Raw genomic sequence first — 15770 nt, 5'->3', positions numbered from 1 at the left:
GTTATAAGTATCAGCGCTACAATACAAGGGCGAGTGACCTTACCAAAAGTTTCTCGCCCATCGGTTACATTTATGCCGTCGGTTTTTTTTCTTTTATATAAAAAAGGTGGTTATATTGATTGATGAGGTTATCCATAATTACAGACTGTCTGAGCACACTGGCATGATTAAAACCATGTTTTGCTTGCAAAATATACAGCTTTTGACGAGCATTCTCAAGCTGTTGACGCAAAATGTCGTCTCTTATCATAATATATCCCTCCTTGTCATATTATCAGTGTAGAGGGTTATGAATAAGTATACTAAAAGTAAAGGTTTGGGATAATTATCTAATCGCGCAAAAAAAGACCTGCTCTAGGAGCCTTAAGCTTATGCCATTAGACAATCTGCTGTCATTCTCCTATCCGGCAGAATGAATATCCTGATCCGTGACGTTCTTCTTGGCTGAAACCGGAAAAACGTTTTTTCCCTTGGCCCATAGCAACAACGCTGCAAGCAGCAATATGCCACCGTTTAACACAAAGATCCAGCGGATTGGCATCCAGCTGCCAAGCATGCCGCCAATCAACGGCCCCGCCATGGTCGCGAGTTGGGTGGCTGATTGATTCAAGCTAAAGGCTCGTCCGCGAAACTCCGGCTTGGTGACCTCCACAGTCATTGCGTTGATAGCAGGCATAACGGACGCATAAAACAATCCATATCCAAACCGAAGCGCACCAAAACCAACGAAGTTGGTTACATAAAATTGTAGAATATTCCCGATTCCCGAACCGATCAGCCCAATCAGCAGCACGTGTGCAAATCCGGTCCGTCCTCCAATCCGTCCCCACCGGGGGGCCATCAGCACGGCCGCAATACCTACGGCTGAGAATACAATTCCGGAACTTAGAGACGCTTGGCTGCGGTCAACTCCCATCTCAAGCACATATACCGTAATTAATGGTTCCAGTATCATAACAGAAAAGGTGCTTAATCCCGCCAAAATAAGCAAAAAATACAATGGCCGGTTAGCAATAGCCTCCTTGATATCATCACGAACATGCGAGCGGGTACGGGTTCCCTTGAAGCTGTCCTCTCTAGCGCCAAAGGTCGCAATTAATGCAGATACCAGTACAAGAGCTGCAGAGAAGAAAAAGGCATTCCGATTGCCATAATAATGGCTCACTACACCACCGATCAACGGGCCTATAATGCTGCCTGTCGCCCCAGCGGTCGCCATTATACCGAGCGCATAGCCCGTTTTCTCTTCTGGCGAACCCGTTCCGACCAGCGCAATCGCAGCAGGAATAAACCCGGATAGAAGACCTTGAAACAGTCGTACTCCTACGAACACATATGGATCTGTCACAAAGGCACATATCAGGTACAACACCGCCAGGCTAAAGCCTGAACGAATCAGCATCGGCTTACGTCCATATTTATCTGCAAGCGAACCCCAAAATGGGGCAATCAGCGCACTGGCTAAAAAAGTGACTCCAAAGGCAGTCCCCGACCACAGTTCCAAATGATCATTTACGCCCATTTCCGTATTCAGAAAAATAGGTAAAAACGGAATAGACACGGAATAGGCCATGCTGCAAAACAACACGCCAATCCACAAAATGACCAGGTTTCGCTTCCAATATAGATGCATGATGCCACACGTCCCTTCTGCTCATTCCATTATTACCCCCTCAATTAGAAAAGTCTACCGCCCCCCTCATCCTTCCATCGTGGAACAACCGTGAAGAAGCTGATATAATCGAATGGAATGGAGATGATGACATGGCTAAGAAAAGAAATTCGTCTTCCCCTGCTCCTGCGCCTCAGGACAAACCTGCTACGTTAAAGGATCTGTTGAGTCAGGATGTGCTGAATAAGCTTAAGGCTCAAGCCAATGAAGCCCAAGCAGAACAGGACAAGCGTAAAGAAGACGAACGGCAGCGTGCCGTCGAAGCAAAAAAAGCTGAACAGAAGAAGCTAGATAACAACTTTGAGCATCTGCTGAATAACAGCAATTTGGACTGGCACAAATACAAATAAGCCAAAACCATAACGGTTTTGGCCTATCTTTACGCTTTATGTTATAGCCAGTCACGAATATGTTGTACTGAGTACAGCACCCCTACCCAAACCGGCAGACTGAACGCCATACCCCATATGAGACCTTTTGCCAGCTTTTTGTCTACCTCCATCATGATCCTGCCCCTTTCCTTGGGAATAGCAGCAGTATGGGTCAAGAATACGGCTTTCAAACCCGTATTTCCTTATCCCCAGCAAAAAAGGTATGATAGAAAATGGAAAAGTGTTCTGCGCTGCCCCCAAACTTTAAATTAGGATGTTACACCATCCAACCTTTCAGGAGGAATATCAATGAACCGAAAAACGATACGCCCATGGTACACGCTGTGCCTACTGGCCATCATGCTCGTGCTGGTTGCTGGATGCGGTACAAAAGCGGCCGATGTGGAAGCTGCCAGCCGGACAAGCACTTCAACTCCTGCTGCGACTAAAGACAAGAACAAGGCTGTTTCCCATCCGATTGTCACGATTGTCATGAATGATGGCAAGAAAATTAAGCTTGAGCTGTATCCGGAAGTAGCACCGAACACGGTTAACAATTTCATTTCTTTGGTACAAAAGGGAGCCTATAACGGCACCATTTTCCACCGTGTGATCCCAGGCTTTATGATTCAGGGTGGTGATCCGCAAGGTAACGGTACAGGTGGCCCCGGCTACAGTATCAAAGGCGAATTCAAGAGCAATGGTGTTAACAATACACTCAAACATACACGTGGCGTATTATCCATGGCCCGCTCAGCGGATCTGGATTCGGCCGGATCGCAATTTTTCATCATGGTTGCCGATGCGGACTACCTCGACGGTCAATATGCTGCTTTCGGTAAAGTAACGTCCGGGCTGGACGTGGTCGATGCTATCGTCAATTCCAAACGGGATAGCAATGACAAACCGATCCAACCGGCTACGATGAAAAAAGTAACTGTGGATACGCTGGGTAAAAAATATCCAGCTCCAGTCAAAGTAAAGTAAGACATTCAAATTATTCTTTCAAAACGGGATAACAGCAACGACCTTGCGCATACGCGTGAGGTCGTTTTTGCTTATCCCTTGATGCTCTCTAAGCTGCTGCCTCTATGATGTAGTAAGAGTATATACACAAAAGGAAGCGTTTTCAATCATTATTTTTAAAGTTTTTTTCCGTTATAAGAGCCGCCAGCGTTCGACAAAAAAACTACTGTATGAGCAGTAAATATTCGTCTAATTGGACTTGGCCTCGACTGAACGAATACCTTCCATCTCTTGCAGCAGTGACAGCAATTCCTCCACTCCCTCTGACCGGGACAGCTTTAGAAGCATATGAATAACCAACTGTTCACCGTTATTGATGCGCTCGGCGTGAAAACTGTGAATGGTCAGCTTCTTGTGCTCCAACAGTTCTTTGATCCGATTCAGTACGCCCGGTTCATTGTCGACCTGAACAACCACTTGTCGCGTAGACGGGGTAGCCATCTGATAAAACCGACTATGGAGCAAGGACTGAGCCGCTAAAATAAACAGCGTCACACCTGCACCAAGCCCATACATCCCTGCACCTACGGCTATACCGATTCCGGCGGTAGTCCAGATGCCTGCGGCAGTGGTCAATCCTTTGATTCTATTTTTTTGTGTGAAAATCATCCCTGCGCCGATAAAGCCGACTCCACTTATAACCTGCGCTGCTATTCTGGAAGGGTCCAGCGACAGGTTAGACCAGACGGCTTGATCCTGAAACCCATATTTGGATACCACCATCATGAGCGCTGCGCCAATACCGACAATGAAATGCGTGCGAATGCCTGCCTCCTTCATCCGACTCTTCCGTTCATAGCCGATTAACGCACCGCACAAGCCAGCGAACATGACCCGAATCAGATAATCCCAATCCCACATACTTTTTTCACTCCACTATTTATTTATGTTTTGAAAAGATGTTGCCTTAATATATACAACTCAATAATGCTACGGCAAATGAGCCGTTTATACAGCTGTTATTTTGTTATTACCCAAATTTTAAGGTATCTTCACTTCATGCTCTGGCAGATTGCGATGTACCTTTCTCCCCTTAAGCAGCCACAACTCCGGTGTATCCTGTACACCATCAAGGCGCAAGCTGAACGCCCCCGCTGGTAAATTGCGTATACGCAGCAATAGACGGTTTCCGTCTGCTACGGCATCCACAAGCTCTAACAACGTTAGTGAATCCTTCCTTAGGTGGCGGCTCAGGTCACGTGTTGTACCTGCTCTGTCCTCCCGGCTCCATATACGCAGCTCATCTACAGACGGTGTAGCAATCCGCTTGCTGAAAGAAATAACCACCTCATCTTCAGCTGATCGTTCCGCCTTAAGCGGTTTGGGCGGCTCATCGTACATGTAACCACCCAAATGGTATTCATAGGCGGTCCAGGCGTCGTACCCGCCCTCCAAGGCGGCAGCGCCAAACCGCCGCGTCCACTCATGGTCCCGAACCATACGCGCGAGAGAACCGATATCCGCCTGCACCCCGAGGGGCAGGCCCGGATAAGCGGCTCGTATCGACTGCGCGATGCGGGCGTAGCCGCGAGTATACTGCGGCGGCAGACGGCGACGCATCCAGTCCGGCCAATGGGTCTGGAGCACGTGCATATCCGGGGCTACGCACCCGATCATGGCTACCGCGTCAAGACCCTGCCATTCCCGTAGCTGGCCGGGGACATCGCCGCGTCCGCTCACAGCAAGCGACCATGTCGCCACACAGATGTCCGGTCGGACATCTCGCACACCACCCGCACCGTTTACCAGCTCGCTGATCAGGCCATTCACGGCGTCCACACGCAGATCAACCCACTGCGCGTACAGCTTCGGAACCTTCCGGTAATAATTCCGCGCATGCTTGTCGCGAAAATCCGGAATGTCCTCACCGCTACGCTCGCGAAAGGCGCGCTGTGCATGTGGCCCAATATCCCCGTACACTCCACTGCGCAGCCCGTTCCATTCGGGGAAATAAGGCTCCGCCACCTCGAACCCGTCGAACGGAATGTCGGTGACGAGCCGGGCAGCAGCTTTCTTTTTCCATTCCACATACTCCTGGGCAAAATGCGAAAGCCGCTGAAACCCGTCGTTCGGTTCGCGCAGCAGCTCCATGCGCCATCCTTTCCACTCCGGCGGCAGCTGGGACACGCCAAAAGAACCGTTGCCTAGCACCATCGCCCACACCGCTATGCCTCTGCGTTGAAAAGCAGCAACAAGCGCTCCATCCACTTCATTTTCACGCACGACAAAATAATGAACGGTCTGGTAGCCCGCAAGGGCGATCTCATCTGCTATACTGTCCCGCGAACGGTTCGCGTAATAGGGAAACAACGGATCGATTTGAATACTGGGGCCGCTCAGTGCCCACGGTTTCACTTTTCCGGTCAGTGCTATAGCGTCTGTCGATTCGGGTTGGTCATTTGCGTTATAGCTCAATTCGATCCACCTCCGTCACCCGGTCTTCCCCGATACGTGTTCCTGCTATAAGTTCCTGCTGGTTCCCTATGTTACCATATTTCGCAAATGGGGTGAAATCCAGCGGTGACTGTTTCACCATCAACGTACAGAGGTATGGAATAACGAGTCAGGTTTAGTTTATGAACGGAATGGGAGGAATAGTCAATGGCAGAGCAGAGATTGCAAGGAAAGATAGCAGTGGTCAGTGGTGGAGGTTCAGGAATCGGCAAGGCGACCGCGATCCGTTTTGCAGAACAAGGCGCCAAGGTGGTCATGCTGGATCGGACACCCAAGCATGCAGAGGAGACCCAAGCAATTATTGAGCAGGCTGGCGGTGAAGCACTTGTGCTGGAATGTGATATTTCCAAGCCAGATATGATTCAGCAGGGGTTCGCTAAAGTCGTGGAAACGTACGGAAAGTTGGATATCGTGTTCGCCAACGCAGGCATTAACGGCACCATGGCCCCTATCGAGACACTGGAGCTAGAGGAATGGGACCGCACGATGAACATTAATCTTCGCGGCACCTTTGCTACCGTTAAATATGCCGTCCCTTACCTGAAAGAACACGGCGGCAGCATTATCATTACCAGCTCCATCAACGGTAATCGCACCTTTTCGGGTATTGGATTCTCAGCCTACGCCTCCACCAAAGCAGCTCAGGTTGCGTTTATGAAAATGGCAGCGCTGGAGCTGGCACGTTACAAAATTCGGGTCAACGCGATATGCCCGGGAGCCATCGACACGCAAATTGATAATAACACGTACCCTTCGGAAGACTTGAAGAAGGTAGAAATTCCAGTCGAATTTCCGAAGGGCGGAGAGCATCCGCTAGAGGGTGCCCCTGGTGAACCAGAGCAGGTTGCCAATCTGGTCCTGTTTCTCGCCTCAGACGAGTCATCTCATGTATCGGGTACGGAAATTTATGTAGACGGAGCAGAATCACTACTGCGTTAAGTATTAGAATGGAGAACGTTATCCCCAGGCGTACTATTGTTTAGGCATTCTTAGCATTCTTAGCAGCCTTATCCTTGGTCAGATACTTGTGGAGAAGGCTGCTTTCATATGGCTTTACAACGGCTTTGATGTCGACCTATCAGCACCATGCACAGCTCCTTTGCGAAAGCGGACATACAGCCTGCCTCCCGGGAGCACCTCGAACAACAGCATCAGAAGCGAAAAGAACAGCAGTGCAATGGCTTCTTCTGCCAGAATGTACAGAGGATATGGCCCCAAAACATCCAATATCGACGGTGTCGACGGCTTTCCGGCTAGAAACATGTAGTTAGCACCGAGAGCATCGTCTACGATCCACACTATCAGCGCCAAGCCATTCAGAAAAAGCATAGCTCCCCCCACACTCTTCCATGTCGGTTTGAGTCCTTCTATCCAGGTCATATACAAGGCTGCCAAAATAATAGCACTATGAGCTACGAAAAAATGGATAAAACGATAATGCGGAAAGGCATATGCCAAATTAGGCGTGAGTACTGCTTGGAGCGCCCCTCCAATTCCGGCAAAAAGGATGATCGGATATAACCAGCGGCTTCGAAAAATGAGCATCAGGATAGACAACAGCAGTGTCACACTACACAGTTCTAATGGCAATGAAGTCTGGACATCCCAAATATGCTGCATCACATACCAAATATTCAGAGTCACCTCTGACAGAATGAGGACTGTAATTAACAACCAGCGAATTCCCTCACTTACAGGCTTGTTCGACCGAATCCATCCCCTAGTCAGCCACAGCAGCAAAGCGCAAACAATGAGTCCCAATACAGCCAACCCATGTGACGGAGAAAAAGCCTCGAACCCTTCTGGCGCGTTGGCATCAAACCAAGGCCCTGACCACGACCTATCCATAGCTAGCCCCCTTTGATCTCTTTCTCGATCTCTTTCTCGATCTCTTTCTCGATCTCTTTCTCGATCTCTTTCTCGCTTCATTGCCTTCTATTTTATACCCAATAGCCAATTATGTTCTAGCCGCGTTTCTTGCTTGTTCAATACCTTACCTTTATGATAAAAGATATTATATTCAAAGGAGAACCCTCATGGCCATTAATCGCCGATTAATTACAGATCAGGATTTCAATGAGGCACTGGAACGTCATCTTCGTGTCCGAGTATTTCAGGATGACCAATTGATTGGCTCTGGCGGAATCATAATCCGTTTTGACGATCAAACCATCGTCGTGCAATCCAGCGTCAGTGATCTGGCTTACCACCCTAGAAAACAATGTGAGTTTTTTGAAATTAAAAAATAGCCGCTACACACCGGGAAACCATTTTGCTGCGTTTTCCGGTGTATAGCGGCTACATTTTGTTCGTATATATCATGCCTCACATGACGATTTCTGATTATAGTTGCATTCCACGTGTTTTCATCATGAGTTTATTCGTAAGCACTTTCAAATCCTCGGAAGAAGACGAAATTTCCTGCATAATTGCTGTCTCCTCATGAGCAGCTGTATAAATTTTGTGAGCCCCTTCAGAGAAGGCCCCAGACATTTGCTGAATACGATGGATCTGCTCAAAGGTTTGATCTACCCGATTCGTCTGCTCCGTCACGGCCTCTTCCATTAAACGGATGCTCTCGACAAATTCACGTACAATAGCGTTCAAATGGTTCAGCGTCTGATCCACAGAGCTTGTCCGTTCCGCCTCGGCACTGACCAATGACGTTTGCTGATGCATCAACTGCACTGTCTCTACGATTTGTGACTGCACACGGCTAACGATGGCATTTATTTGCTGCACAGACTCCGTACTTTGGGCGGCAAGTGCGCGAATTTGGTGAGCCACTACCGCAAACCCGTTCCCTTCTTCTCCCGCACGCGCCGCTTCTATGGAAGCATTCAACGCCAGCAAATGGGTTTGTTCAGCAATATCCTTCACGGTGCTTGTAATCGCTTCAATTTGGGAAGCTTCTTTTTCCAGTCGTGCAATTACCTGCTGCGAACGACCATGTGATGCTGTCAGCTCTCCCATTCCATCCATCAGGGATGAAAATACGGTCTGCGTCGAATCTACTGAATGCTCCATATGGCCAGACAGTTCCAGCATATGTCCCGATTTGCTACGCATCATTTTAAAATCGCCCAGCATTCGGTCTGCTGTTTTAATCGATTGGGCAGATGCTTGCTTTTGCTGCTCCACGCCATTCAAAATATCTTCTACCACCGAAGACATGGACTCAATTTGTGTGGTAGCCTGTACAATAGCCAAGCTCAGATTTTCCGCACTTTGCGAAGTGGTTCTGGTGCTGTACGAGATCTCATTGAACATATCTTTAATGTTCAGCATCATGTGCCGAAATGCATCATACAGAACTTTGATTTCATCCTCCGAGCGACGTTCAGGAATCACAACAGACAGGTTCCCCGCCGAAGCTTCCTCTGCCGCCTTCGCCAACCTAACAATGGGCCGCGTGAGTAATTTTGAGATCAACCAGCCCAAAATGCCACTCCACAGGACACCCAATAACAGAATGATCGAAGTGTACACCCATTCTTGTGTACCTTGAGCAAGCCAGTCCTTGAGTACAAAAATAAAAAAAGCGCTTGTTCCATAGGTTATTGCAGAAATTGAGACAAATGCAGTAACCATTTTCGTACCTAGTGACATCTTCATGTACTGTAGCCCACCCCAAAAAACTCAAATTTGATTCCATTTTACCATAAAATTGCTACATTTCTAGTAGAATTTTTCACAGACAGATATATTTATGAGCATAAAGATACAGAGTCTTAAGTCCCCTATCCTAATTACAAAAAACACTATGTTACCAGGTAGCAGCTTGCATCTTAAGATGGACAAATCGCGTTGCCACAAGCTTTACAGGCTATTCGTCACATCTTAAGCAAGCTGTTACTCGACAAAGCCATTTTCCATTATTAAAAATCATTGTCATTTTTCTGTTCAACGACTGCTTTCTTCATCGCTTCAATTGTGTCTATTTGGTGACTGTTTTTTTCCAGTACAGTAAACTCCCATAAACCGATGGTCAGCTTGTCTCCTTGCTGGATATCAAAACGCTCTGAAAGCATCCATCCACCAATCGTATATACGTCCCCGGCCTCAATATCCGTCTCCAAGCGCCGATTGACCTCATGAATGAGCGCCTGTGATTTGAGTATGTAACGATGATCATCTGTTTTTGTAATGAGTGGAGTTAACGCTGCGGGGGTTTCGGTGTCGGTATAGGAAGGAATGTCTCCAACAATCTCCTCCATAATATCCTCCAGTGTGACAAGTCCAGATGTTCCACCATATTCGTCCACCAGCACCGCTACTGGAATGCGCCGTTTTTGCATCTGAATCAGCAGATCCCGAGCCTGAACCGTCTCGATAACCTGAAGCACCGGATGAATATAAGAAGCCATCGTCGTATTCCCTGTGCTGTGCCCACGTGCCAAATCATGCAGGGCTTCCTTAACGCGAATCATCCCGATAATACGATCCCGGTCGCCATGTTCAGCTACAGGTAGAAAATTATAAACTTTGTCCTCGATCAGCTCCATAAACTCGGCCACTGTTGCCTGGTGGGAGATGGAGCGGATGTGGATGCGCGGTACCATAATTTCCTGCGCTGCACGGTCGTCAAAATCAAATACATTGTTCAGATATCGATATTCTGTCGGTGTAATTTCACCACTACGAAAACCTTCAGATAATGCCAAACGAAGCTCAGCTTCACTAAGTGCTGCATCTTCTTCAGATACTTTTTTGAGCCCAAAGAGACCTGTAATGACACGCGATGAACGACTAAGAACCCAATTCAGAGGATAGGTCATTTTATAAAATATCGTGATCGGACGGGCAAAAAACAATGCCATCGGTTCCGCAATCTGTATGGCGAATGTTTTCGGTACCAGCTCCCCAATGACCACCTCAAAATAGGTCAAGATCAGAAAAGCCAGCAAAAAGGAGAGCACTCCCGTCAGGCCTGGCGGAATATGAGCCAGCACAAACAGGGGGTGTAGCAGATGTTCAACAGTAGATTCCCCTAGCCAGCCTAGCGCCATTGAGGTTAATGTCGTTCCGAGCTGACAAGCAGATAAATACTCGTCCAGCCGAGACAAAATGTTTTTAACAGCTTTCGCATTTTTGTTGCCTTCAGAGGCCAATTGATTGATGCGAGATACCCGCACACGAATAATGGAATACTCCGAGGCCACAAAAAAAGCAGTTAATGCGATAAGTAATATAACCAGAATGATATTTATCGTTTCCATAGCCCTCTCTTGCTCCGTTCATGATGAAGCAAGAAGCACCCCCTTTGACATTCATTTTTGGATGGAACCATAACATAAGTAATGATGTCCATAATCGTGTATTACCCAAAAATGACAAGGAGTAGACTATGTATGACCCTGTTAGCGAATCGCCAGCGGACTCTTTTGCACGATATCTATCCATTGATCAGCTATCAACTGATGCCCAACCGCTGTCGGATTAACCCCGTCATGCAGCCAATAGGAGGCGTCCGCCTGGGTAGCGGCTTCGTTCAACATGCTCTGGAGCGGCACAAATACAGCACCAAATTCGTCCGCTAGCTGACGTACAATACGCTGATACCCCGTTATTTTTTCTTGCCAAATGTTCCATCGCGCTTCGGTAGCTCCTGTTTTCAAAATAAACGGCTCGCACAGCACGAGTCCCAGATCAGGCATCACTTCACGCGTTTCCTCCAGAAGGTGGCGATACGCTCGTTCAAATCGGTCCGTCACCCCGGACGGTTCCTGCTCGACGATCCGCCAGGCGTCGTTCACTCCGATTAGAATACTGAGCAGATCCGGCTTCAGGCTAAACATGTCCTCATTCCAGCGTGCATACAAATCTGAAACTCGATCCCCCGAAATTCCCCGGTTCACAAATTCTGGCTGTGTGGTCGTCAAACGGCTCCCCAATGCACCTGCGATCAGATACACATAACTCTGACCCAGCCAATGGTTCGCATCCTCATTTCGTCCCCTTCCTCCGTCTGTTATAGAATCTCCCTGAAATAGAATACGTGCGTGTTCTGTACTCGTCATCTTCCTAACTTCCTCCTTCATATTTTCCAATAATACCCTTATCATACCTCGCGTCATCTAAATTATAAAGCGATTTCAAAATATAGAAGAATTATAGATTTGCCATATGGCCGGATTCACTAGCTTTAATTAGGGTAGGAATCCGGTGGCAAAGGCGATCAAGTCATTTCACACCGCTCGGTACTTACACACCTCACGAAAATTACAGCCTCCGCACGCTCTGCGTGAAGGCATCGGAGTGAAGAAAGACTCGGACTTGGGGCGGTTATAGTAATCGTCATCGAGACAGGACTTCATTTCATCGATGTATCGTCCTACATTACCAACCACTTTGTCGATATCTTCTTGCGCGGGACGATATACCTCATGCTCTCCTGTCATCAAATACTCCACACGTACCTCAATCTTCTCCAAAGGAAGCTGATAGTGCTCCTGCACGTAGGAAGCATACAAAAAAAGTTGGTCGGAAAAATCGCCTTCTTTGCCTGTTTTCCAATCCACGATGACCATGTCTCCATTGTCTCTACGGTAGAGCAAATCCATTTTGACATACACTTTCGTCTCATGAAGGAGCATCGTATCCCACTTTTCCACTTCTACAATTCGGGCCTTTCCCTGTTGCAGTTCACGCCAAACCGCAGTACGGTACAAATTGTGTATCACCGCGTGCTGTCGTTCCTTAATAAGGGCGATCCGTTCCGAAAGCACCTCGTCGTCGTAATAAACCTCCGCCAGCATGACGCGATTTTTCGGATCTTGTAGCCATAGCTCACGGTGTAGCGATTCCTTGTAGCTGTTATTCAACATGTTCTTCATAGCTGTCTCAAGGTATGCTGTGCGCGGGATAGCCCCTTTTTCCATCCATCCACGTATGACGGATTCACACATTTGATGCGTAATATTCCCGAATAAAATATATAAGTTGCTCAGTTGCTTGAGCCGATACAATGTAACTTGCTCTTCAGTGCCCTGTGCCGAATTCCAGCCATTATGCGAGCCGTAATAATGATAATAGTATTTGCGTAAGCATTCATCGAACGTTTGAGCCCTCGATTGCGAATAGGACCAGGACGGGTATATAGCCATGACAGGCCCTCCTTCATTAAAACTATCATCTCTTTATTATAACGCAAACCCAAGCTGTATCGGCGATAAAAAGGACGAAGACCTTAACCCATGGGTTAAAGTCTTCTACTGACTGACTAGTTTGTAGACTCGCAATGAGTCCGTTCAACATTGATCAAATCACTAACATTAACAGCACCGTCCTCACGGACGTTGACAACAAGTACCGGAGTTCCCAGCATGCCGCTGATCCACTCCTTATAATTATCCACATGATTATTCGGAAGAATCGTCAAGATGACACCAGCAAAGCCACCACCATGTACCCTACATGCGCTGTTATCTATTGACTTTAAATACATTTCGGTTAAAGCCAGTGCAACCGATACGTCTTGTTCCCGCGCAATCCCACTTCTATATACGTTTTGGAGCCATTTCCATGAGGAATTACCAGATTCGGTAACGAGCCTCAGGAAATCAGTAAAGCGCCCTTCCTCCAGTGATTTCACCTGTTCATCCACACGTCTATTTTCTTCAAAAAAATGCAATGCCCGCAGCACTGCACGGTCTCCTGCTTTTTCCCTGACCATCTTGAGGTTGGCATATAGATCCTCCGGCAATAAGTCACGGCAAACCGTTGCGCCTAAAGATTGTGCCACTGCACGCATTTCGTTGGGCACTGCCGCGTAATCGTCCGTTAAATCAGCATGATTTCCACCTGTATTTACAATAACAAGGGAATATCCGTTTTGTTCAAAATTCCAATGAACAGGATTTATGATCGGTTCCTTGGGATTTTCAAAGTCAATGGAAATCAAGCCGCCATACGCACAAGCCATCTGATCGAGCAGCCCCGACGGCTTGTTCCAATAGCCATTTTCTGCATACTGACCAATTTTGGATTTAGCAACAGCATCTAACGCTCCCTCGTTATAAAAATGATTTAATATCGTACATATCAACATTTCAAAAGAAGCGGAAGAGCTTAAACCTGAAGCAGAGAATACATTACTTGATATATAAGCTTGGAATCCCCCAATACGGTATCCGAATTCAAGTAGACCAGCGGCAATACCACGGACCAGCAGCATCGTACTGTCATCCTCCGGTTTTGGCGACAAGTCAGTTAAATCGATGACGTACTTCGTCTTGTAGCCTTCAGAAAAGAATGTAATTACAGATTCCTCCACTTTAGAAGCTACAGCGATGGTATCAAGTGTAATACTGCCTGCCAGCACCTTCCCGTGATTGTGGTCTGTATGATTTCCACCAATTTCGCAGCGCCCCGGAGCACTAAACAGTTCAATATCCCCTACACCAAAATGCTCCCGATACGCCTGTATAAGTGATTCATATCGAGTCGTTTGCTCAGAGATTTGCTGTTGACCGTACATTCGGGCAAGCACTATTTGTCCCTCTCTGGAATTCAATAGTTCCATATCTTTCATCGTATATCCCCCTAATTGTATGTGTTTTCCTATGCTGGAATGATACTATCATTATCTCAATTTTCCCTGTATGAAAGTATGGCACTTTTAAAATTTGTAAGCGCTTATTTTAATCGCTTTACTGAGCATTTTATCAATATAACTAAAAAAGAACCAGCCCCTAATTGGGCCGGTTCCTTGAATTTCTTTTTAGTCGCGTTTCAGTACATATTCTCCATCACTGTTACGAGTTACTGTGGCGCCAAGCGCCTCGGCAACTGATTTGAAAGGAACATACAATGTGCCATATTCATCCGTATATGGAGCTTGTGGCAACGTCAATGTGCTTCCTTCCAATACAGCTTGTTTAGAGCCACTTTTCAGCTTAATCGTCTTACCTGTAATATCATCAATTACAGTAGTCTGTTTGGCAGCTGCATCCCATTTTAACTCGGAGTTCAGTTCGCTCGTCAGTTCACGCAATGGAATAAAGGCAGTACCACCACGATTCTCCAAGACGTAGTAATCGTCTTTAGGATCGAAAGTTGTTTCTACTTTTGTAATTTCCAAATCATTTTTTAAAATGTTGTAGATCGGAGAATTCGCTTCAAAATTGCGCAGCGTCGCTCCCGGAGTTAATTCAGCTTGTTTATTCAAGTCAATAACACCGTTAGAAATATCCACTTTATCAGCCGTCACACTACCATTGACGTTCCAAGATTGAGTTTCGGTCAGAATTGTGAAGGACTTCACCGGAAGACCATCCACATCTGGCAAAGCAACCGTCAGGTCTGTTGCCGCTTTGCGAACATTTCCTTTTTCATCAAAATACATGTCGCTTTTCAGAACCGTGTTAGCACTCAGGACCGTTTTGATTTCAGGGGACTGTGCATACATGGTGCTAACTCCTACATCATATTGATCAACAGCTAGATCCAAATATTTTTTAACTTCGGTATAAGCCTCATTGACCATTTTTTCTTTGTTAGCACTCAGTTCCGCTGTTACTTTATCACTATCTTCAATATTCATGCCGGAAGCAATCGTCTTCGTCATATCAATGGCTTGCCCGATCAGCTCTTTCAAGCCTGCTTCGTCCTTGGCCAGATTCGCCAGGAACGGTTTTACCAATGTTACCAGCTCATCACCACGAAGTTCAGCATGCAGATGGGTCAGTTTCACTTTGTCTTTCTCACCGTATACTTCCTCGGTTACAGACGTTGCAGAAATGGTCGAAGGGTTAGGCGCATGCTTGAGCATAAGTGCAGCGGCTGTTTTCGTCAGTTCTCTCACGTCTTTGGAATATACATATGGATCAAATCCAGCAGGCAGACCGCTCAAACTCTCTTGCGAGTTCAGAGATATGTAATAAGGTTTTTTGGCACCTTCCAGTTGAATAGCCAAACCTTGGCGGTCTAAAGCAAGTTCAAACGGCAAATTATACTTATCGATGTGCAATGTACCTTTGGCAGAAGCAAGTTCCTCCGATTGTACTTTGGCTTCATCCACAGTGACGGAAATCGAATTAATCAAATCTACGATTTCTTTATCTCCTTGCGTGATTCCTTCTTTGGGAGTCAACTTAAGAGAGATTTTCTCCGTTGTCTGCTGGGATTTCACATCAAGTGTTCCCAATAAATTTTTACTTACATCAAATCCGCCTACTGCCTGGCAACCTGTCAAAGCTACCATTAACAGAATAAGAGGGACGGCAATCCATTTTTTTATATTCATA

General features: G+C 46.8%; 15 protein-coding genes. 4 read left to right on the top strand and 11 right to left on the bottom strand.

The window, feature by feature from the left end; translation table 11 throughout:
* Positions 1–70: 70 nt before the first annotated feature.
* Positions 71–250, bottom strand: a complete 180-nt coding sequence (locus MKY98_RS05740) for an aspartyl-phosphate phosphatase Spo0E family protein (protein WP_023987319.1) — start codon at positions 248–250, stop codon at positions 71–73.
* A 150-nt stretch (positions 251–400) separates the two neighbouring features.
* On the bottom strand, positions 401–1633 hold the full coding sequence (locus tag MKY98_RS05735; protein WP_069010364.1) for an MFS transporter: 1233 nt from the start codon (positions 1631–1633) through the stop codon (positions 401–403).
* Between the two features lie 131 nt (positions 1634–1764).
* Here MKY98_RS05735 and MKY98_RS05730 point away from each other — a divergent pair, with 131 nt between their 5' ends.
* Entirely contained in the window at positions 1765–2022 is a 258-nt protein-coding gene (locus MKY98_RS05730; RefSeq protein WP_029516109.1) for a YqkE family protein, read from the top strand.
* Positions 2023–2352: 330 nt separating this feature from the next.
* The gene (locus MKY98_RS05725; protein WP_029516108.1) at positions 2353–3030 is read left to right on the top strand and encodes a peptidylprolyl isomerase; all 678 of its coding nucleotides are present in this window, start codon (positions 2353–2355) and stop codon (positions 3028–3030) included.
* 228 nt (positions 3031–3258) lie between these two features.
* On the opposite strand, the gene MKY98_RS05720 is transcribed toward MKY98_RS05725, so the two are convergent.
* Together MKY98_RS05720 and MKY98_RS05715 are read right to left on the bottom strand one after the other, a co-directional pair.
* Entirely contained in the window at positions 3259–3930 is a 672-nt protein-coding gene (locus MKY98_RS05720; RefSeq protein ID WP_069010363.1) for an MgtC/SapB family protein, read from the bottom strand.
* Positions 3931–4050: 120 nt separating this feature from the next.
* A complete protein-coding gene (locus MKY98_RS05715; RefSeq protein WP_069010362.1) occupies positions 4051–5484 on the bottom strand; it encodes an N-acyl-D-glucosamine 2-epimerase in 1434 nt (477 codons plus the stop codon).
* A gap of 186 nt (positions 5485–5670) precedes the next feature.
* Here MKY98_RS05715 and MKY98_RS05710 point away from each other — a divergent pair, with 186 nt between their 5' ends.
* Positions 5671–6462, top strand: a complete 792-nt coding sequence (locus MKY98_RS05710; protein WP_029516105.1) for an SDR family oxidoreductase — start codon at positions 5671–5673, stop codon at positions 6460–6462.
* Positions 6463–6576: 114 nt separating this feature from the next.
* Here MKY98_RS05710 and MKY98_RS05705 read toward each other — a convergent pair whose 3' ends face one another.
* Complete coding sequence (locus MKY98_RS05705) at positions 6577–7371, bottom strand: YwaF family protein (RefSeq protein WP_029516104.1); 795 nt, start codon at positions 7369–7371, stop codon at positions 6577–6579.
* Positions 7372–7559: 188 nt separating this feature from the next.
* On the opposite strand from MKY98_RS05705, the gene MKY98_RS05700 reads away from it, so the two are divergent.
* On the top strand, positions 7560–7772 hold the full coding sequence (locus MKY98_RS05700; RefSeq protein WP_013309048.1) for a hypothetical protein: 213 nt from the start codon (positions 7560–7562) through the stop codon (positions 7770–7772).
* A gap of 94 nt (positions 7773–7866) precedes the next feature.
* Here the strand turns inward: MKY98_RS05700 and MKY98_RS05695 are convergent, their stop codons facing one another.
* The 6 genes from MKY98_RS05695 to MKY98_RS05670 all read right to left on the bottom strand — a co-directional run bounded on the left by MKY98_RS05695 (position 7867) and on the right by MKY98_RS05670 (position 15769).
* The gene (locus tag MKY98_RS05695) at positions 7867–9138 is read right to left on the bottom strand and encodes a methyl-accepting chemotaxis protein (RefSeq protein ID WP_029516103.1); all 1272 of its coding nucleotides are present in this window, start codon (positions 9136–9138) and stop codon (positions 7867–7869) included.
* A gap of 263 nt (positions 9139–9401) precedes the next feature.
* Positions 9402–10742, bottom strand: coding sequence for a hemolysin family protein (locus tag MKY98_RS05690; RefSeq protein WP_029516102.1), 1341 nt, complete (start codon positions 10740–10742; stop codon positions 9402–9404).
* Positions 10743–10883: 141 nt separating this feature from the next.
* Positions 10884–11543: an SGNH/GDSL hydrolase family protein gene (locus MKY98_RS05685; protein ID WP_069010361.1), complete on the bottom strand. Its 660-nt coding sequence runs from the start codon at positions 11541–11543 to the stop codon at positions 10884–10886.
* A gap of 168 nt (positions 11544–11711) precedes the next feature.
* Positions 11712–12629 (bottom strand): PD-(D/E)XK nuclease family protein, encoded by a 918-nt coding sequence (locus tag MKY98_RS05680; RefSeq protein ID WP_069010360.1) that lies wholly within the window; start codon positions 12627–12629, stop codon positions 11712–11714.
* 116 nt (positions 12630–12745) lie between these two features.
* Positions 12746–14056 carry a galactokinase gene (locus MKY98_RS05675; RefSeq protein ID WP_069010359.1) on the bottom strand — a complete coding sequence of 437 codons (1311 nt, stop codon included), beginning with the start codon at positions 14054–14056 and terminating at the stop codon, positions 12746–12748.
* Positions 14057–14245: 189 nt separating this feature from the next.
* Complete coding sequence (locus MKY98_RS05670) at positions 14246–15769, bottom strand: copper amine oxidase N-terminal domain-containing protein (protein WP_029516098.1); 1524 nt, start codon at positions 15767–15769, stop codon at positions 14246–14248.
* Position 15770 lies beyond the last annotated feature (1 nt).

Origin of the sequence: Paenibacillus sp. FSL M8-0228 (assembly GCF_038007385.1) — a bacterium.
Lineage (GTDB): Bacteria > Bacillota > Bacilli > Paenibacillales > Paenibacillaceae > Paenibacillus > Paenibacillus polymyxa_D.
The sequence above is the reverse complement of the archived record's forward strand: the minus strand, read 5'-3'. Positions and strand labels throughout refer to the sequence as shown.